This is a genomic window from Mesorhizobium sp. 2RAF45, from assembly GCF_052115225.1.
GTDB lineage: Bacteria > Pseudomonadota > Alphaproteobacteria > Rhizobiales > Rhizobiaceae > Mesorhizobium > Mesorhizobium jarvisii.
On sequence record NZ_JBFRGG010000019.1, the window covers coordinates 53019 to 71418 of the forward strand.

17 protein-coding genes are annotated in these 18400 nt (G+C 64.3%); 8 read left to right on the forward strand and 9 right to left on the reverse strand.

Annotated elements, in window-relative coordinates:
• The first annotated feature begins 135 nt into the window (after window positions 1-135).
• The 3 genes from AB4Z43_RS30660 to AB4Z43_RS30670 all read left to right on the forward strand — a co-directional run bounded on the left by AB4Z43_RS30660 (window position 136) and on the right by AB4Z43_RS30670 (window position 2833).
• Window positions 136-885: an electron transfer flavoprotein subunit beta/FixA family protein gene (locus tag AB4Z43_RS30660; protein WP_038649929.1), complete on the forward strand. Its 750-nt coding sequence runs from the start codon at window positions 136-138 to the stop codon at window positions 883-885.
• A gap of 23 nt (window positions 886-908) precedes the next feature.
• A complete protein-coding gene (locus AB4Z43_RS30665; protein WP_032931838.1) occupies window positions 909-1838 on the forward strand; it encodes an electron transfer flavoprotein subunit alpha/FixB family protein in 930 nt (309 codons plus the stop codon).
• 116 nt (window positions 1839-1954) lie between these two features.
• Window positions 1955-2833 carry a 3-hydroxybutyryl-CoA dehydrogenase gene (locus AB4Z43_RS30670; RefSeq protein ID WP_015315562.1) on the forward strand — a complete coding sequence of 293 codons (879 nt, stop codon included), beginning with the start codon at window positions 1955-1957 and terminating at the stop codon, window positions 2831-2833.
• A 9-nt stretch (window positions 2834-2842) separates the two neighbouring features.
• Here the strand turns inward: AB4Z43_RS30670 and AB4Z43_RS30675 are convergent, their stop codons facing one another.
• The 3 genes from AB4Z43_RS30675 to AB4Z43_RS30685 all read right to left on the reverse strand — a co-directional run bounded on the left by AB4Z43_RS30675 (window position 2843) and on the right by AB4Z43_RS30685 (window position 6167).
• Window positions 2843-4813, reverse strand: a complete 1971-nt coding sequence (locus AB4Z43_RS30675) for a PAS domain S-box protein (protein WP_244748348.1) — start codon at window positions 4811-4813, stop codon at window positions 2843-2845.
• 162 nt (window positions 4814-4975) lie between these two features.
• Complete coding sequence (locus AB4Z43_RS30680; protein ID WP_038649931.1) at window positions 4976-5614, reverse strand: NrsF family protein; 639 nt, start codon at window positions 5612-5614, stop codon at window positions 4976-4978.
• Between the two features lies 1 nt (window position 5615).
• Entirely contained in the window at window positions 5616-6167 is a 552-nt protein-coding gene (locus AB4Z43_RS30685) for a sigma-70 family RNA polymerase sigma factor (RefSeq protein ID WP_019861390.1), read from the reverse strand.
• 317 nt (window positions 6168-6484) lie between these two features.
• Between AB4Z43_RS30685 and AB4Z43_RS30690 the strand changes: the two genes are divergently transcribed.
• From AB4Z43_RS30690 to AB4Z43_RS30700, 3 genes are all read left to right on the forward strand, one after another.
• Window positions 6485-7492: an iron ABC transporter substrate-binding protein gene (locus AB4Z43_RS30690; protein WP_441940499.1), complete on the forward strand. Its 1008-nt coding sequence runs from the start codon at window positions 6485-6487 to the stop codon at window positions 7490-7492.
• A gap of 175 nt (window positions 7493-7667) precedes the next feature.
• The gene (locus tag AB4Z43_RS30695) at window positions 7668-9248 is read left to right on the forward strand and encodes an ABC transporter permease (RefSeq protein WP_441940501.1); all 1581 of its coding nucleotides are present in this window, start codon (window positions 7668-7670) and stop codon (window positions 9246-9248) included.
• Window positions 9245-10327, forward strand: coding sequence for an ABC transporter ATP-binding protein (locus AB4Z43_RS30700; RefSeq protein WP_019861393.1), 1083 nt, complete (start codon window positions 9245-9247; stop codon window positions 10325-10327). The genes AB4Z43_RS30695 and AB4Z43_RS30700 overlap by 4 nt, the downstream gene beginning before the upstream one ends.
• A 30-nt stretch (window positions 10328-10357) precedes the next feature.
• Here AB4Z43_RS30700 and AB4Z43_RS30705 read toward each other — a convergent pair whose 3' ends face one another.
• The 6 genes from AB4Z43_RS30705 to tlpA all read right to left on the reverse strand — a co-directional run bounded on the left by AB4Z43_RS30705 (window position 10358) and on the right by tlpA (window position 16629).
• A complete protein-coding gene (locus tag AB4Z43_RS30705) occupies window positions 10358-11167 on the reverse strand; it encodes a phosphodiesterase (protein WP_441940503.1) in 810 nt (269 codons plus the stop codon).
• Window positions 11168-11174: 7 nt separating this feature from the next.
• A complete protein-coding gene (locus AB4Z43_RS30710) occupies window positions 11175-12275 on the reverse strand; it encodes a sn-glycerol-3-phosphate import ATP-binding protein UgpC (RefSeq protein WP_441940505.1) in 1101 nt (366 codons plus the stop codon).
• A 10-nt stretch (window positions 12276-12285) separates the two neighbouring features.
• Complete coding sequence (locus tag AB4Z43_RS30715) at window positions 12286-13200, reverse strand: ABC transporter permease subunit (protein ID WP_441940507.1); 915 nt, start codon at window positions 13198-13200, stop codon at window positions 12286-12288.
• 7 nt (window positions 13201-13207) lie between these two features.
• Window positions 13208-14092, reverse strand: a complete 885-nt coding sequence (locus tag AB4Z43_RS30720) for a carbohydrate ABC transporter permease (RefSeq protein WP_019861397.1) — start codon at window positions 14090-14092, stop codon at window positions 13208-13210.
• A gap of 106 nt (window positions 14093-14198) precedes the next feature.
• Window positions 14199-15551, reverse strand: coding sequence for an extracellular solute-binding protein (locus AB4Z43_RS30725; protein ID WP_441940508.1), 1353 nt, complete (start codon window positions 15549-15551; stop codon window positions 14199-14201).
• Between the two features lie 397 nt (window positions 15552-15948).
• Entirely contained in the window at window positions 15949-16629 is a 681-nt protein-coding gene (gene tlpA, locus AB4Z43_RS30730) for a thiol:disulfide interchange protein TlpA (RefSeq protein WP_069090240.1), read from the reverse strand.
• A gap of 37 nt (window positions 16630-16666) precedes the next feature.
• Between tlpA and argH the strand changes: the two genes are divergently transcribed.
• The gene (gene argH / locus AB4Z43_RS30735; protein WP_441940511.1) at window positions 16667-18067 is read left to right on the forward strand and encodes an argininosuccinate lyase; all 1401 of its coding nucleotides are present in this window, start codon (window positions 16667-16669) and stop codon (window positions 18065-18067) included.
• 93 nt (window positions 18068-18160) lie between these two features.
• On the forward strand, window positions 18161-18367 hold the full coding sequence (locus AB4Z43_RS30740) for a hypothetical protein (protein ID WP_441940513.1): 207 nt from the start codon (window positions 18161-18163) through the stop codon (window positions 18365-18367).
• Window positions 18368-18400: the final 33 nt, after the last annotated feature.

Genomic DNA, 18400 nt, shown 5'->3' on the forward strand with positions numbered 1-18400 from the left:
CGGGCAAAGACCAGAATTTCCATCCGGCCAGAATTCCGTCTGGCCGGAATTCAGTCAGGAATGTCGGCTTTCGACAACTCAGAAGGGGCGCAAGCTGTTATAGCGCGCCCAACTAGCGTGAAGAGGTGACAGGCAATGAAGATCCTTGTGCCCGTGAAGCGGGTTGTGGATGCGAACGTCAAAGTTCGCGTGAAGGCCGACGGTTCGGCGGTGGAACTGGCCAACGTCAAGATGGCGATGAACCCATTCGACGAGATCGCGGTGGAAGAGGCGATCCGGCTCAAGGAAGCCGGCAAGGCCGAAGAAATCATCGTCGTCTCGATCGGCCCGCAGCAGGCGCAGGAAACCTTGCGGACCGCGCTTGCCATGGGCGCTGACCGCGCCATCCTCGTCAAGACCGACGAGCAGACCGAGCCGCTCGGCGTCGCCAAGGTGCTGAAGGGTGTGGTCGATGCCGAACAGCCCGGCCTCGTCATCCTCGGCAAGCAGGCGATCGACGACGATTCGAACCAGACCGGCCAGATGCTGGCGGCCCTGCTCGGCTGGGCGCAAGGCACCTTCGCTTCCAAGGTGGTGCTCGACGGCGACAAGGCCAAGGTGACGCGCGAAGTCGACGGCGGCCTGCAGACGGTGGAACTGAAGATGCCGGCGATCGTCACCGCGGACCTCCGTCTCAACCAGCCGCGCTATGCCTCGCTGCCCAACATCATGAAGGCCAAGAAGAAGCAGCTCGACGAAAGGACCCCGGCCGACTACGGCGCCGACGTCAAGCCGCGCCTCAAGGTCATCAAGACCGAGGAGCCGGGCGGCCGCAAGGCGGGCGTCAAGGTCAAGAGCGTCGCCGAACTGGTCGACAAGCTCAAGAACGAAGCCGGCGTTTTGTAAGCGATCGGGAAAGGAACAGATAAATGGCAATTCTCCTCATCGCCGAACACGACAACGCCAGCCTCTCCGACCAGACCGCCAAGGCGCTTTCGGCGGCCCTGCAGATCGGCTCGGACGTGCATGTGCTGGTGGCCGGCAAGGGCGCCAAGGGTGCTGCGGACGCCGCGGCCAAGCTCAAGGGCGTCAGCAAAGTGCTGCTCGCCGAAGCCGACGAACTCGCCGAGCGTCTCGCCGAACCGACGGCAGCCCTCGTCGTGTCGCTCGCCGGCGGTTACGACACCATCATCGCGCCAGCGACCTCGTCGGGCAAGAACGTCGCGCCGCGCGTCGCCGCCCTGCTCGATGTCGCGCAGGTCTCAGAGATCATCGAAGTGGTTTCGCCCGATACCTTCAAGCGGCCGATCTATGCCGGCAACGCCATCCAGACCGTGCAGTCGACCGACGCCAAGAAGGTCATCACCGTGCGCACCGCCTCCTTCCAGGCGGCGCCCGAGGGTGGCTCGGCCGCGGTTGAGACTGTCAAGGCAGCGGCCAATCCCGGCCTGTCCACCTTCGTCGAGAACAAGCTGTCGGAGACCGACCGTCCGGAACTGACCTCGGCCAAGATCATCATCTCCGGCGGCCGCGCGCTCGGCTCCTCGGAGAAGTTCCAGGAAGTCATCCTGCCGGTCGCCGACAAGCTCGGTGCGGCGGTCGGCGCTTCGCGCGCCGCGGTCGATGCCGGCTATGCGCCGAACGACTGGCAGGTCGGCCAGACCGGCAAGGTGGTCGCTCCGGACCTCTACATCGCGGTCGGCATTTCCGGCGCCATCCAGCATCTCGCCGGCATGAAGGATTCCAAGGTCATCGTCGCCATCAACAAGGACGAGGAGGCCCCGATCTTCCAGGTTGCCGACTACGGCCTCGTCGGCGATCTCTTCGTCATTCTGCCGGAGTTGCAGAAGGCGCTTTGACGCTCTCTGGCAAAGCGTATTAAATGCTTGGGGTGGGGTAGACGAAGTCGCCCCGCCCTTTTAGTTTGCACCGCACAAAAAGCAGGCTGCAAAAGCCTTTGGACGGGATCGGTGTAATGAGCAAGATCGAGACGATCGGCATCATCGGCGCAGGCCAGATGGGTGGGGGTATCGCCCATGTCTCCGCGCTATCGGGCTACAAGGTGCTGATCTACGATATTTCGCCCGACCGCATTGAAAAGGGCATCGCCACCATCAGCGGCAACATGGCCCGCCAGGTAGGCTCGGGCAAGCTCGACGAGAAGCTGCGCAACCAGGCGATGGCGCGCATTGCCTCCGCGCCGACGATGGCCGATCTCGCCGGCGCCGATCTGGTGATCGAGGCGGCGACAGAGGACGAGACGGTCAAGCGCAAGATCTACGCGCAGCTCTGCCCGCAGCTCAATCCCGAAGCCATACTGGCGACCAACACCTCGTCAATCTCGATCACGCGGCTCGCCGCACAGACCGACCGGCCCGAGCGCTTCATCGGCATACATTTCATGAACCCGGTGCCGCTGATGAAGCTGGTCGAGCTGGTGCGCGGCATCGCCACCGAGGACCAGACCTTCGAAGCGGCCAAGACCTATGTGAAGCAGCTCGACAAGACGATCACGGTCTCGGAGGATTTCCCGGCCTTCATCGTCAACCGCATCCTGCTGCCGATGATCAACGAGGCGATCTACACGCTCTATGAGGGTGTCGGCTCGGTCGACGCCATCGACACCGCCATGCGGCTTGGCGCCAACCATCCGATGGGACCGCTGCAGCTGGCCGATTTCATCGGCCTCGACACCTGCCTGTCGATCATGCAGGTGCTGCATGACGGCCTGTCGGATTCGAAGTATCGCCCCTGCCCGCTGCTGGTCAAATATGTCGAAGCCGGCTGGCTAGGCCGCAAGACCGGGCGCGGTTTCTACGATTATCGCGGCGAGCACCCCGTTCCGACGCGCTGAGGCGTGCGTTCACGACGCCGCGGCAAGCGGCGCGGCCGGCTCCGACTTGTCGCCGGCGACCGTGCTGTCGGGCGCCATGCGAACGCATCCGCGGCCGGCCGCCTTGGCCGCGTAGCAGGCAGCGTCAGCCCTTGCGATGATCTCGTCGGCCTCACCGCAATTGGCGTTGACTGCAGCCACACCTATGCTGGCGCCGATGGCATGCGGCCGGCCATCCCAGGTGAAGTTCAAGCCCGTTATCGCATCGATGATGGAGCGCGCCGCGATCCTGGCGCCGGCGGTCGAGCCCGATTTCAGGACGACCGCGAATTCGTCGCCGCCCAGGCGCGCGACGATGTCTTCAGGCCCCAGTACGCCACGCACGGCCTGTGCGACCCGCTTCAGCAAGGCGTCTCCGGCGGCGTGACCGCCGGTGTCGTTGACCAGCTTGAAATGGTCGAGGTCGATGAACATGAACTGATGGCGGCTGCTGCCAGCCCCGGCGGCATCCTTGCGGGCCTGATCGACCAGCTCCTCCATGGTGCGGATGAAGCTCGAGCGATTGGCAAGGCCGGTCAGCGCATCATGCGCGGCGGCGTGGGCAAGCTGGCGCTGCAGGGCGCGAGCATCGGTAAAATCCTGGAAGACGATGACCAGCCCGCAGAATTCGTTGCGCTCGTTCATGATCGGCGACACGACCTGACGGATACTGCAGCGTGTGTCGTCGCGGCGGACCAGCACGGCGCGGCTGTTGTGGTCGGAGGGCGTCTCCGCACCGATCGCCGGCCGTGTCACGCCGATCCTGTGTCCCGTCTCCTCGTCCACCGCCCAATAGACATGACCGAGCGTCTTGCCGAGAGCCGCCTCCCCCGAGACGCCGGTCAGCTTCTCGGCAACCGGATTCATGAAGGTGACGCGGTTCGCCGCATCGGTACAGATGACGGCATCGCCGATCGACTGCAGCGTCACCCGGAGCCGCTCCTTCTCGTCAGCCAGCATTGCCGCCGATACCGTCAGGCGCTCTTCGGCCTCCTTGCGCCGGGTGATGTCGGTCAGGCTGCCGATGGCCCTGATCAGACGCCCCTCCCCGTCGCGCTCTATGGCCTTGCCGCGGTCGAGTATCCAGATCCAGCGGCCGTCCTTGTGACGCATCCTGAACTCGGCCTCGAAGAACTCTGTCTGGCCATCGAGATGGGCGCGATCCGCCTCGGCGACGGTTTCGCGGTCGTCGGGATGGATCATCGTCAGCCAACGATCGGGGTCGCCATCGAGTTCGCCATCCGCATAACCCAGCATCTTGACCCAGGTCGAGGAGTAGGTCGTGCCGCCTTTGCGGATGTCGAGATCCCAGACGCCCTGGCCGGCGCCGGCAAGCGCGAAATTCCAGCGCGTTTCGGCCTCGGCGATGCGCGCCTCGGCCTGTTTGCGCGCGTCGATGTCCTCGATCTGTGAAACGAGATAGAGCGGGCGGCCGCTCTTCTCCTCTCGAATGACGGAGCCGGCGAGATGGCCCCAGACGGGTGTGCCGTCCTTCTTGAGGTAACGCTTCTCGAACTGGAAGGCGTTGACCGTGCCAGCTTTGATGCCTTCCATGGTTTCCCGCCCGACATGCAGGTCGTCGGGGTGGGTGATCTGGAAAAAGGTCAGCGCCTCGATCTCTTCGCGGCTGTAGCCGAGCATCGAGGCGAACGCCGGATTGGTCTGCACAATGCGCCCATCGAGGCTGACGACGGCGATGCCGATTGCCGAGTCCTCCATCGCCCGGCGGAAGCGCTGCTCGCTCTCCGCGATCTGCCGCCGATCTTTCGAGATGCGGCCGATGAAAAGACAGGCGAAGAAAAGCGCGCCGATTGTCAACGCGACCGACACTTGAAGGCAAAATCTGAGCGCTTCAGCGCCAAGGTCCAGCCTCGACAGCAGGGCCGAGGCCGAGGCGACGCCGGCCACGAGCAACGCCGGCGTTGCATGTTTGTCGAGCCTGATCGGTCCTCGTAGTATCACGATCCGTGCCACCCCCGTGGGCACTCGCTTTTTCCCGTTAAAACCCTGGAGGATCGATTTTAAGGAAAGGTTGCGTAGGGGGACCGCGATATGCTCAACCGGCAAACAATCGCCGGCATGATTAAGGATCGGTGTGCACGGGATGTGGCCGCTTCTATCCTGCTACCAGCGCACGAAAAACCGACCGCCGAGCGCGCCGAGCAAGGCGAGAATCGCGATCGCGATCGTGTACCAGGTAGCGACGAAAAGCGGCGAATCGTCGAAACAGTGCGCGGCATAGAAGGTCGCCGCCAGCCCGCCGGCGAGCAGCCCCGCCACCGCGCCGGCAAGCACCGGCCGCGTCGGCGCGCCATAGCGCAGCATCCACAGGAAGATGGCCAGCGGGCCGATGCCCATCAGCGGGATGAAGCCCATGCAGATCATCATGTTGGAGCCGATCATCCTGGTGCCCCACAACGCCTCCGGCACCATGAGGAGTTCCAGAACCACCGCCACGGCCACCAGCAGAGGGGCCGCGGCCATCCAGGCCACGGCCCTGGCCGTTGAGGCGCCCGGTGTCGACAGCGCCCGTATCAGGCCGAAGGCGGTGACGGCAAGCACGATGGTGAAGACGAATTTGGACAAGAAGCGCATCGTGTGCGCGGCCACCATGAAGTCGGGGCGCGGGCCGATCGTCAGCAGGAAAACGACTGCCGCGATGACAATGGCCGCGCCAGCCGCCAGCCACCAGGCCGAGCGCAGCGGCATCGCCTTGCTGCTTGCATCGGCGTCGAGCGCCTTGATGAGATCCTCGGTCCTCATGTCATTCCCGCCCGAATCGCCCCTGCCCGAATCGCTTGGCTATGGCGGCTAGCCCGCGATGCAGCGACACACGCACCGCCGTCTCGCTGATGCCGAACTTCGCCGCCGTCTCGCCGATCGAGCGGCCTTCCACGGATACGGCCGAAACCACCGAACGCTGTGCCGGCGGCAGCCCGTCCAGGGCCCTGTTGATGTCGCGCTCGCTGACGGTTTCGGTTTCCGGTTCGGCGAAGGTCTCGGCGATATCGTCGACATCGATTTCGATGCGCCGACCGCGCCTCCGGAACGCATCGATCAGCTTGAAGCGGGCGATCGCATAGATCCACGGCAGCACCGGCGCGTCCTGGCGCCAGGTATGTCGTTTCACATGAATGGCCAGCAAGGTTTCCTGCACGACATCCTCGGGATCGACTCCGCCCTGCACGATCTTGCGCCGGACAAAGCCGCGCACCAGCGCGGCAATCCGGTGCAGAAAGTCGGCATAGGCCTTTTCATCTCCGGCGATCGCGGCCCGCAACAGCCGGGAAAGCTCGGCCTCGTCCTTGCCGCTCACAAGAGTTCACTCCCCCGATTTTCGTGCCTCGGCACTGATTTGTTACGTGGCCGGCGAAATAATGTCCAAGCCAAACTACGGGCAAATCACGAAAGTTTGCAGGCCCTGGAGGCTCAGCCCAGACCGGACGACCTGATGGGCCTTGCTCATACGTCTTGCGAAAACCGTCGGTCCGGGATGCCATCACATGGAATTGTCCGCCTCGCGCCGCTCTTTGTGCCTCAGCGACCGATTGAAGCAGACCAACAATGTTGACTATTCGTGTCATGTATCGATAGGTGCAGCATGCCAAGACCAACGAAAGCAAGGATGACGCCATGAGATACACCCTTTCCGCCCTTGTCGGCGCCGCCGCACTTGCAATCGGCCTGGCCGCCGGTCCGGCGACGGCCGAGGATGCCGGCATCATCGTCTACAACGCCCAGCACGAGAGCCTGGCCAAGGAATGGGCCGAAGGTTTCACCAAGGAGACCGGCATCAAGGTCACGCTGCGCAATGGCGGCGACAGCGACTTCTCCAACCAGATCGTAGCCGAGGGGGCCGCCTCGCCCGCCGACGTGTTCCTGACGGAGAATTCGCCCGCCATGGTGCTGGTCGAGAATGCCGGTCTGTTCGCGCCCGTCGATGCCGACACGCTGGCACAGGTGCCGCAGGACTATCAGGCGACCAGCGGCAAATGGGTCGGCGTGGCCGCGCGCAGCACCGTCTTTGCCTACAACACGACCAAGCTCAAGGCCGAGCAGATGCCGAAGTCGCTGCTCGACCTCGCCGATCCGAGCTGGAAGGGCCGCTGGGCGGCCTCGCCCTCGGGGGCCGATTTCCAGGCCATCGTCAGCGCGCTGCTGCAACTCAAGGGCGAGGCCGCCACGGCGGACTGGCTGAAGGCGATGAAGGAGAATTTCACCGCCTACAAGGGCAACAGCACGGTGATGAAGGCGGTCAACGCCGGCGAGATCGACGGCGGGGTGATCTACCACTATTACTACTTCGGCGATCAGGCCAAGACCGGCGAGAACAGCAAGAACGTCGCGCTGCACTATTTCAAGAACCAGGATCCGGGCGCTTTCGTCTCGGTCTCGGGTGGCGGCGTGCTCGCCTCGAGCAAGCATCAGAAGGAAGCCCAGGCCTTCCTGAAATGGGTGACCGGCAAGGGCGGCCAGGATGTGCTGAAGAACGGAAACTCCTTCGAATACGCTGTCGGCAAGGGTGCCGAGTCCAACCCGAAGCTCGTTCCGCTGGCCGACCTGCAGGCACCGAAGGTCGACGCCACGACGCTGAACTCCAAGAAGGTCTCCGACCTGATGACGGCAGCCGGCTTGCTTTAGTTGTCGTTCGTCCTAATAAGGACTAACCGACCGTGCTCCCGTGGGAATCCACCTTCCGCGGGAGCGTTTTGTTTTCGAGATGGCACTCGTCGATGACGACACGCTGCGTTCCTGACCTCCGAGAGTGGTCCCTCGATTGCCGGCATACCGCCGCAACCGTGGGGCGTCCGAGCTGATGCAGTCCGCCGTCGATCTCGGGCGCGCCGGCCTGCCGTCGAAGATGCGCCGGATGTCGCAGCGGCGGGCGCCCCCTTGGCTTGTCACCGCCGCCGTTCTCGTCGCGCTGTTCGCCCTTTTGCCGCTCGCCTTCATCATCTGGATCGCGGTGCAGACCGGCTGGGAGACTGTGTCGGCGCTGGTCTTCCGGCCGCGCGTCGGGGAACTGCTGGTCAACACCACGCTGCTGGTGCTGCTGACCGTGCCGATCGCCATCATACTGTCTGTGGCGCTGGCCTGGCTGACCGAGCGCAGCGACTTGCCAGGCGCAAGGCTGTGGGCCTGGCTGTGCGTGGCGCCGCTCGCCATCCCCGCTTTCGTGCACTCCTATGCCTGGATCACCATGGTGCCCGGCCTGCATGGCCTGTGGGCCGGCGTGCTGGTGTCCGTGATCGCCTATTTTCCCTTCCTCTATCTGCCCATATCGGCAGCGCTGCGCCGTCTCGATCCAGCCCTGGAGGACGCGGCCGCCGCCCTTGGCCTTGGACCATGGCGCGTCTTCTGGCGAGTCGTGATGCCGCAGCTCAGGCTCGCCATCTGCGGCGGCTCGCTGCTGGTCGGACTGCATCTGCTGGCCGAATACGGCCTCTATGTCTTCATCCGCTTCGACACCTTCACCACGGCGATCGTCGACCAGTTCCAATCGACCTTCAACGGACCGGCCGCCAACATGTTGGCCGGCGTGCTGGTGATCTGCTGCTTCGTGCTTCTGGGCCTCGAAGTGCTGGTGCGCGGCGAAGAGCGTTATGCCCGTGTCGGTTCCGGCGCGGCGCGTTCCCAGCAGCGCACGAACCTCGGCCGCGCCACCATCCCAAGCCTGGCCTTGCTGGTGGTCACCACGCTGCTGGCGCTCGGCGTGCCGTTCGTCACCATCGGCCGCTGGCTCATCGCCGGCGGCGCCGAGGTCTGGCGTCTCGACGAGATTGGCCTGGCGCTCGGCCAGACGCTGTTCCTGGCGCTTGCCGGGGCACTGCTCGCCACTGTCGCCGCCATGCCGATGGCCTGGATCTCGATCCGCGCGCCGGGACCGCTGCAGCGCCTGCTGGAGGGTTGCAACTACATCGTCGGCTCGCTACCGGGTGTCGTCATCGCGCTGGCGCTGGTCACCATCACCGTGCGCATTGCGCTTCCGCTCTATCAGACGCTGTTCACCATCCTGGTCGCCTATGCCCTCATGTTCCTGCCGCGTGCCCTGGTCAGCCTGCGCGCCTCGATCGCCCAGGCGCCGGTCGAGCTCGAGCGCGCCGCGTCCAGCCTCGGCAGGCGGCCGCTCAACGCGCTGTGGTCGACGACCATCCGCCTGTCGGCGCCAGGTGCGGCGGCCGGCATGGCGCTGGTGGCGCTCGGCATCATGAACGAACTGACAGCGACCCAGATGCTGGCGCCGAACGGCACGCGCACGCTGGCGATGGCGTTCTGGTCCTACAGCGGCGAGATCGACTACGCCTCGGCGGCCCCTTACGCCTTCATCATGGTGGCGATGTCGCTGCCGCTGACCTGGGTGCTCTATGTCCAGTCGAAACGGATGGCCGGACGATGAGCTTTCTCGAAATCAAAGGCTTGCACAAGCATTACGGCCCGGTCGCCGCACTGGCCGGCGTCGACCTCGATGTCGCCAGCGGCAGCCGCACCGCGATCGTCGGCCCCTCCGGCTGCGGCAAGACCACCTTGCTGCGGCTGATCGCCGGTTTCGAGGCACCGGACCAGGGCCGCATCGTGCTCGACGGCGAGGTGCTGGCCAATGGCGGCGCCGCCATCCCGGCGCATCGCCGCGGCATCGGCGTGGTGGCGCAGGACGGCGCCCTGTTCCCGCATCTGACCATCAGCGACAATATCGGTTTCGGCATGGGCCGCGGCGATGACAAACGCGCCGAGCGCATCGTCGAGTTGGCCTACATCGTCGGGCTGGACAAGGCGATCCTCAAGCGCCGCCCGCACGAACTTTCCGGCGGCCAGCAGCAGCGCGTGGCGCTCGCCCGCGCCATGGCGATGAAGCCGCGGCTGATGCTGCTCGACGAGCCGTTCTCGGCGCTCGACACCGCCCTGCGCGCCTCGATGCGCAAGGCGGTGGCCGAACTTCTGGAGGCGGCCGGCATCACCACCATCCTGGTGACCCACGACCAGGCCGAAGCACTGTCCTTCGCTGCCCAGGTGGCGGTGATGCGCGACGGCAAATTCTCGCAGGTCGGCACGCCGCGCGATCTCTATCTCAAGCCGAAGGACAGGATGATCGCCGAATTCCTCGGCGACGCCATCATCCTGCCGGCGAGCATCTCGGGCGGCTTCGCCAACTCGCCGCTCGGCCGCATCGCCGTCGACACAAATGACAGCCGCGATGTCGCCCGCATCATGCTGCGGCCGGAGCAGATCGGGCTGAAGCGCACGTCGCGCGAAGGCATGTCGGGCACCCCCGACATGCTGTTTGGCGAGGTGACAGAATCGGAATTCGCCGGCTCGACATGCACGATCGCGGTGCGGCTCCTGAACAATTTCGATCCACCGGACGCCGCCGCTATCGGCAACACGCCGCTGATCCTGCGCAAATCCGGCATGGACGCACCAGCAGTCGGCGAGATCGTCCGGCTGACCGTGTCGGGAAAGGCGCATGTCTTCGTCTAGGCGAGCGAGGGCCGGCGTCCGGCGCGCAGTTCACGCTGTGATGCGTTCGCCGGTTTCGGCTGAATAGATCGGCCAGCGCTCGAGAAAATCACAGCCATGCACGACCACCCGCTCATTGGCGCTGTCGACAAGGATGACGGCGTAGGAGGGCGGCGCCTGCTCGACAATTTCACTCGACCGGTCAAGCGCAAGTTCGAAGCGGGCATGCAGGCCGCGCTGCGCCGAGAACGGAATCCCGGCGACGGTGCCGGCAATGTCGCGATGAACGTGGCCGAAGAAGATATGGCGGACGTTGCCGTGGCGCCTCAGCAGCTTGAGCAACCGCTCGGGCCGCTCAAGCGCCAACGGATCGAGCTGCGGCAGGCCGAGCGCGACCGGCGGATGGTGCAGGAAGACGTAGGCGGCCCTGCCGGCTGATCGGTCCAGCCAGGCTTCGAGCCAGGCAAGCCGCCTTTCGCACAATTCGCCTTCGACGCGCCCTTCCGCCAGGCAATCGAGGAACAGCAGCACTTCGTTGCCGGTGTCATGGACCGACTGCACGAAGCCGTTCTCGTCGACCGGATTTTCCGGGAACGCCGCGACGAGATTGGCCCGCCGGTCATGGTTGCCGGGCAGCAGCCTGTACGGCACCGACAGCGCGCTCAGCGCCGCGCGCAGATCCGCGTAACTCGCCGGCGCACCGGCTTCCGTCAGGTCGCCGGTAAAGACGCAAAGGGCGGCGTCGGCGTGATGCGCGTTGATATGCGCGATGCAGGATGCCAGCCTTTGATGCAGGTCCGCGCCATAGCGGCGCTCGCCTTGCCGGCCAAGATGCACGTCGGTGACCTGGATGATTTTCATGATACTTTCAGAGCGCCGGCTCGGGCACGGACACCTTGAAGACATCAAGGCGGGCTCCCGTCTCCGACGAGAAGAAATGCATGTCGTCCGGCGAAATCTTCAGGCCGACCTGGCTGCCGGGCTCGGGGTGGACGGCCTCCGACGTCATCACTGAAAACGGTGCGCCGTCGAGATCGACATAGATGACCCGGCCCGCCCCCAGTTCCTCGACGAGATCGACGGTGGCGTAGAGCGCGCCGGCCGTGCCGGGCGCCACCAGCCGGACGGCCTCGGGCCGGATGCCCATCGCGACCTTGGTGCCGACCGGCAGGCCGGTGCGTGCCATGGCCGGGCGGCGGCTGCCGCCGAGCAACGACAGCCCGTCGAGTTCAACTGTGCCTTCCAGAATGTTCATGGCCGGCGCGCCGACGAAGGTGGCGACGAAGCGGCTGGCCGGGCGCGTGTAGATTTCGCTTGGCGTGCCGACCTGTTCGACGCGTCCGCCATTCATCACCACCAGCCGGTCGGCCAGCGTCATCGCCTCGACCTGGTCGTGGGTGACGAAGACGGAGGTGGCATTCAGCCGGCGATGCAGCTTGCGGATTTCCGAGCGCATCTGCACGCGCAGCTTGGCATCGAGATTGGACAGCGGCTCGTCGAACAGGAACACCTTCGGTTCGCGGATCATGGCGCGGCCCATGGCGACGCGCTGCCTCTGGCCGCCGGAAAGCGCCATCGGCTTGCGGTCGAGCAGGTGTTCGAGCTCCAGCGTGCGCGCGACCGCCTGGATGCGCTGCTGGCGCTCGGCCGAAGGAACGCCGGCGACCTTGAGCGAATAGCCGATGTTCTGCGAAACACTCATGTGCGGATAGAGCGCGTAATTCTGGAACACCATGGCGCAGCCGCGCTCACGCGGTTCCAGCCGGTTGACCACAGTGCCGTCGATCGCGATCTCGCCGTCGGAAATCTCCTCCAGCCCGGCGATCATCCTGAGCAGGGTGGACTTGCCGCAGCCGGACGGTCCCAGGATGACGACGAATTCGCCCGAGGCGAAGTCGAGGTCGACGCCGTGCACGACCTGCGTCCTGGCATAGTTCTTCTTGACGCCGCGTATTGTGATGGAGGCCATTTTTGTCTCCTTATTTCTCGGTGGCGATCAGGCCGCGCACGAACCAGCGCTGCATCAGCACCACGACGAGCAGCGGCGGCAGCATGATGATCAGCGTCCCGGCCATGGCAATGTGCCATTCGGGCGCGCCGCCGACATTTGGGATGAGCTGCTTGAGCTCAGTTACCGCTGTGGCATGCGACTGGTCGGTGGAGATCAGCAGCGGCCACAGATACTGGTTCCACGCCCACAGGAACATGATGGTGCCGAGCGCAGCCATGTTGTTGCGCGACAGCGGCAGCAGGATATCGATGAAGAAGCGCAGCGCCCCAGCGCCGTCCATGCGCGCCGCCTCGGTCAGTTCGTCGGGAACGGTCAGGAAGAACTGCCGGTAGAGGAAGGTGCCGGTGGCGGTGGCGATCAGCGGCAGGATCAGGCCGGGATAGGAATTGAGCATCCCCAGGTTGAGCGCGACATGCACGCCCGAAACCTTCTCGATCAGCCAGGAAATCCCGGTCAGGTCCAGGATCGCCTGGTACGGCTCGAGCACGTTGGCGACCACCGCGTAGGTCGGCACGATGCGCACTTCGAGCGGCAGCATCAGCGTGATGAAGATCAGCCAGAAGATGAAGGTGCGGCCGGGATAGCGGAAGTAGACGATCGAGAAGGCGGTGAGCGCCGAGATGATCACTTTGCCGGCGGCGACGCCGGTCGCCATGATGAAGCTGTTGACCAGCTTGGGACCGAGATCGGCGGTCGTCCAGGCGGTCTTGATGTTGACCCAGAAGTCGCTGCCCGGCAGCAGCGACATCGGCACATCATTGACATCCTTGAGGTTGTGCGATGCCGCGATCGCTACGACCACGAACGGCGCGATGCAAAAGACGAAGCCGATGAACAGGATCAGATGCGTGAAGAAATTGAGGAACGGGGTGCGCTCGACCATATCCATCTCACCTGTAGTGCACGCGCCGCTCGATGAAGCGGAACTGGAAGATGGTGAGCACGACGATGAGCAGCATCAGGATGATGCTCTGCGCGGCGGCACCTGAATAATCGAGGCCTTTGAAGCCGTCGGAATAGATCTTGTAGACCATCAGATTGGTGGCGTTGGCCGGACCGCCTGATGTCATGATGTCGACGATGCCGAAGGAGTCCTGAAAACTCTCGGTGATGTTGATGACCAGCAGGAAGAAGATGGTCGGCGTGATCAGCGGGAACTGTATGTCCCAGAATCGCCTGATGACGCCGGAACCGTCCATCGCAGCGGCCTCGATCAGCGAGCGCGGGATGGCCTGGAACGCGGCAAGGAAGAAGATGAAGTTGTAGCCGACATATTTCCAGGAAAAGGCGACGATGATCGAAGCCATGGCGTCGGCGCCGTCGAGGCCGGGGTCCCAGAAGCCCGGCCAGATCTGGTTGACCACGGCCATGAACCCTGCCTCCGGCGCCAGGATGAAGCGGAACGCCAGCGCCAGCGCGGGCGCTGCGATGCCGTAGGGCCAGATCAGCACCACGCGATAGAGGCGTGAGCCGGCGAGCTGCCGGTCGGTCAAGGCGGCGAGCACCAGCGCGATGAACATTGCAAGACCGGTGCTGACGCCGGCAAAGACAAGGCTGGCGTTGATCGAGTTCCAGTAGTCGGCGTTGGACAGGATCGAGCGGAAATTGTCGAGCCCGACCCAGATGTTGCCGCCGCCCCAAGGCTGCTGCAGCGTCAGCGACCAGTACACGGCCTGGCCGGCCGGCCAGTAGAAGAACGTGAAGATCAGGAGGAGCTGCGGCACCGCGAAAAGGATGCCGATCGTCCATTTGCCGAAAGTGACGCGTTTTTCCATCGATCCGCCGATGCCGTTGAACCGTCAGCCCGCCTTCTCAGCGGGAGACTAAATATGAAATAGCCGCCCGTCGAATCGCGACGGGCGGCCGTTCCGCAATCGGAGATCAGGGCAGGGTCTTGCCCGGATAGGTCTGCTGGAAGCGGTCGAGGATGGCGTCGCCATTCTTGACCAGCGTGTCGAGGCCTTCCTGGACGCTGACCTTGTTGGCGAAGATCGCTTGCATCTGCGTGCCGAACTCGGCGCGGACCTGCGTGAAATTGCCCAGCCGGATGCCGCGGGTGACTTCGGTCGGCTCCGACGCGGTCAGGCTGGCGATGGCGACTTCACGGCCCTTGTAGGGCGCCTTGTCGTAGAAGCCCTGGCCCTTCATGTAGTCGAAGCCCGACTTCGTCACCGGGATGTAGCCGGTGTTGGTCGACCAGAACAGCGCGGTCTTGGGATCATGGATGAAGTTGAGGAAGGCGGCAGCGCCCTTGTATTCGGCATCCGACTTGCCGGAGAGCACCCACAGCGAAGCGCCGCCGACCAGCGAATTCTTGCGCTCGGTGCCGGCATAGACCGGCAGTTCGGCGACATCCCACTTCATGCCTTCCTTCTGGGTCCTGCCGACCGTGCCGTGGTCGCCGACCGAGGTCAGGATGACCTGGCAGGTACCCGAAGCGAAGGCCTGGACCATGTCCTGGCCGAGATCCTTGGACTTGATCTTGATCAGGCCGGCGTCATACCACTTCTTGAGGTCGGTGACGTATTGGACGAACTTGGTCTTGTTGACTTCGAGACGCGCGTCGAGACCGTCATAACCATTGTTCTTGGTGGCGATCGGCTGGTTGTGAAGCGCCGAGAACTGCTCCATCAGCTGCCAGCTTTCATTGGCCGAGATGTTGATCGCCATCGGGCACTCGTAGCCCGCGTCCTTCAACGCCTTGAGGTCGGCGCCGACATCTTCCCAGGTCTTGGGCGCTTCGGTCTTGCCGATCTTGGCGAAGGCGTCCTTGTTCCAGTACATCAGCGGGGTCGAGGAATTGAACGGGAAGGACAGCATCTCGCCCTTCGACGTGGCGTAGTAGCGCGCAATGCCGGGGAAATAGTCGGCGTAGTCGATCTTGTAGCCGTTTTCTTCCATCAGCTTGTCGGCGGGCTTGTAGGCGCCCGACAACATCATGGTGGCGGTGCCGACATCGTAGACCTGGACGACGGCCGGCTGCTTGCCGGCGCGGAAGGCCGCGATGGTGTTCTGCAGCGTGGCGTCGTAATTGCCCTGGCTGGTGCAGACGACTTCATAGTCCTTCTGCGAGGCGTTGAAGTTCTTGCACAGCGTGTCGACGACACGGGCAAGGTCGCCCGACAGACCGAACCAGAAGTCGAATTTTACCGGTTCTGCAGAAGCAGGCATCGCCAGCGCGGTGCTGAGCGCACCAGCGGCAAGGGCAGCAAAGCCCCGCTTGATCATGGTCATGGTTTTCCCTCTCGAGTGGCTGGTGACAAGGGTCTTGCGCAAGTCCTTGCCCGCTCTCTTAGAGAAGGTATGTGACAGTTCTGTTGTGGCTCCCCGGCCTTTACACAGCTGCCCGTTCCTCTCCCTCGGCGGCTTGGCCGGCATCGAAACGCACCGGCATTTTTTTAGCTAGGGCGACTGTCGACGAGGTAAAGACCACATCGGCCGTTATGATTATCCGGCTAAAGGGACGATGGAATGCAGATGCGGCAACGGCACGAATGCGCCGGGGCCGGGACAGCACGCGCCGAAGGCAGGGCCACGATGGGCTGTTCTTCCGGCGGCGCTGCCGGATGGCAGGCACTCGTCGTGACGGTTCGCACGGCGCGACGATAAAACCGACGACGGCCAGCCTGCCTCAGCTGCCCAGCGCCGTCTCGACCAGCCGCCTGGCGTCAGGCCCCGACCATTCGGCCGGGCCGTTCATATGCGCGATCAGGCAGCCTTCGCCGTCGATCAGCATGGTGACGGGAAGGCCGAGCGCCAGGCCGCGCGCCTTGAGGTCGTTGAACAGCGCCACCGTCGAATCCCTGTAGTAGCCGAGCGCCTCGACGCCTGTTTCCTTGAGAAACTTCTTCGGCTTCACATCGTCGCCGGCATCGACATTGACGGCGACCACCTGAAAGCTGTCGCTGCCCTTCTCCTTCTGCAGCGCATCGAGCGCCGGCATTTCGGCGCGGCACGGCGCGCACCATGTCGCCCAGAGGTTGAGCAGCACCGTCTTGCCGGCATGATCGGCGATGGTCATCGGCTTGCCGTCGGGGCCATTGAAGGCAAGGCTTTTCATCGACTGCGGCGGATCGGCGGGCAACAGGGCGGCAACCTCGCCGGTGGCGGCAGCCGCGATCTTCTTGGCGCGGCCGCTCTTGGCGGCGCAGGCGACGTCATCCTTGCTGCCGCCGACCGCCACCTGGGCCGGTGCATTGTTGCCAGACCGGCTCTCGCTGACATATACCGCGACCGCGCCGGCCAGCGCTCCCGCCACCAAAGCGGCGAGGATCAGGCGCGGGGCCGGGAAAAATCTGTTTCCGTCTGCCATTTTCTCAAAACTGCTCCCAAGCACGGGTTTTATAGCGATGAGCGACAAGAAGACCAGCAACCAGATGTGGGGCGGACGATTTGCCTCGGGTCCGGCCGCGATCATGGAAGCGATCAACGCGTCGATCTCGTTCGACCGCAAACTCTATGCGCAGGACATACGCGGCTCGATCGCCCATAGCGAGATGCTGGCGCAAACGGGCATTATTTCGGCGGCCGATCAAGAAAAAATCGCTCACGGCCTGAACACGATCCTGAAAGAGATCGAGGCGGGCAGCTTCGAGTTTTCGACGAAGCTCGAAGACATCCACATGAATGTCGAGGCCCGCCTCGCCGACCTGATCGGCCCGGCCGCCGGCCGCCTGCACACCGCGCGCTCACGCAACGACCAGGTGGCGGTGGATCTGAGGCTCTGGGTCAAGGACGAGTGCTTCCGCGTCGACGAGGCGCTGAAGGGCCTGATCACGGCGCTGCTGGCGCGGGCCGAGGAGCACGCGGCGACCGTGATGCCGGGCTTCACCCATATGCAGGCGGCGCAGCCGGTGACCTTCGGCCATCACTGCATGGCCTATGTCGAGATGTTTGCCCGCGACCTGTCGCGCGTGCGCAACGCGATCGAGCGCATGGACGAGAGCCCGCTCGGGGCCGCCGCCCTAGCCGGCACCAGCTTCCCCATCGACCGTCACCGGACCGCCAAGGCGCTCGGCTTCCGCGAACCGATGCGCAATTCGCTGGACAGTGTTTCCGATCGCGATTTCGCGCTGGACTTCCTCGCCATGGCGGCGATCTGCGCCACGCATCTGTCGCGGCTGGCCGAGGAGATCATCATCTGGTCGACGCCGCAATTCGGCTTCATCAGGCTGTCGGACTCGTTTTCCACCGGCTCCTCGATCATGCCGCAGAAGAAGAACCCCGACGCCGCCGAACTGGTGCGTGGCAAGACCGGGCGCGTCAACGGCCATCTGGTCGGCCTGCTGACGGTGATGAAGGGCATGCCTTTGACCTATGGCAAGGACATGCAGGAAGACAAGGAATCGGTGTTCGACGCCGCCGAGACGCTCGACCTGATGCTGGCTGCGATGACCGGCATGGTCTCGGACATGACGGTCAACGCGGCCGCGATGAAGAAGGCCGCCGGCTCCGGCCACGCGACCGCGACCGACCTCGCCGACTGGCTGGTGCGCACGCTCGGCCTGCCGTTCCGTGAGGCGCATCACGTCACCGGCCGCGCGGTGGCGCTGGCCGAGGAGAAGAAGGTAAGCCTGGAGAGGCTTTCGCTGGAGGACCTGCAGTCGATCAACCCCGGCATCACATCGGATATCTTCTCGGTGCTGGCGGTGCAGAATTCGGTCAAGAGTCGCACCAGCTTCGGTGGCACCGCGCCGTCGGAAGTGAGGAAGCAGATCCGCTATTGGAAAAAGCGGCTCGCCAAAGCCTGAAGCCGGATATTGCGACGGCAATATCCGGGGTGCAATGCGCCGAGAACTCGGCTAAAAGCGGCGGCTGACAAAACGTTTCGGACGGATGGATCGATGACCGGAAGCAGGATTTTGGTGACGCTGACGCTGCTGGCTGCGATGGCCGCCGTGAACGCCTGCGGCCGCAAGGCCGGTCTCGACACGCCCTATGAGGCGGCCGTGCAAGCGCGCAAGGATGCCGAAAAGGCCAAGCAGCCGTTGCCGCCGGAGCCGGAAAAACCGGTCAAGGACAAGAAGTTCATCCTCGACCCGCTGATCTAGAACCGATCAGACCGGGTTTGGCCTCCAAACCCG